The sequence below is a fragment of the Aureibaculum marinum genome, assembly GCF_003813905.1.
GTDB lineage: Bacteria > Bacteroidota > Bacteroidia > Flavobacteriales > Flavobacteriaceae > Aureibaculum > Aureibaculum marinum.
The window spans coordinates 1-655 of the sequence record NZ_RPFJ01000027.1; the positions used below are offsets into that span (position 1 = coordinate 1).

At 25.2% G+C, this 655-nt stretch carries 2 protein-coding genes; both read right to left on the reverse strand.

The genetic code is table 11. The features are described from left to right. Nucleotides 1–21: 21 nt before the first annotated feature. Nucleotides 22–411: a hypothetical protein gene (locus EGM88_RS12660; RefSeq protein WP_123898786.1), complete on the reverse strand. Its 390-nt coding sequence runs from the start codon at nucleotides 409–411 to the stop codon at nucleotides 22–24. A gap of 12 nt (nucleotides 412–423) precedes the next feature. Next, nucleotides 424–655, reverse strand: a 232-nt coding sequence (locus EGM88_RS15815; RefSeq protein ID WP_162497583.1) for a hypothetical protein, incomplete at its 5' end; no start/stop codon positions are given.

Consider the following 655-nt stretch of genomic DNA (forward strand, 5'->3'; position numbering starts at 1 on the left):
TAATAACTAAAAAATATTCTTTTATTCTATCACGTAATATGATTCCAACTTATAAATACAATCATTATTTTTCACCATAAAAACTTTGATGTCTTCAAAATACTCCCATAGTTCCCAATCATCCAGCTTTATTAAATTATTCTTTCCAGAATAAAATTTGTTATTTCTAAGAATATCGGTTATACTAAAAACATTTTTAGGCTTAATAACATCCGATTTGTTGTTCTTTTTAAAATAAAACTGTCCATTATTACCAGAGTTTTTTAGTAAATAATAAACATAGTTTTCTTTCGAGTTATATTTTTGAATAATATTTTTATCATCAAACTTGATAAATAAAGTATCTAAATTTTGAGAATAAGCATGGTTTAAAAAAATAATACTAAATAAAAAAATAAAAATTCGTTTCATAATAAATTCGTTTTAATTGGTGTCAGGACAATTTTTTGTTAACATACCTATTTTGAAAACTTCGTCACTCAATTCTTCTTTTTCATCGTCACTTAAATCAGTATATGCTTTTACGTCATGATCTGCTAAACCCTGCCATGCAAGAGCTTCATAGAATTTATCAGCTGGGGCTTCTCCATAATATTCTACGAATTTAAGGTAATCAGTTGTTAAAACGTTTTTATGAAAATCTTTTAGAGCATCT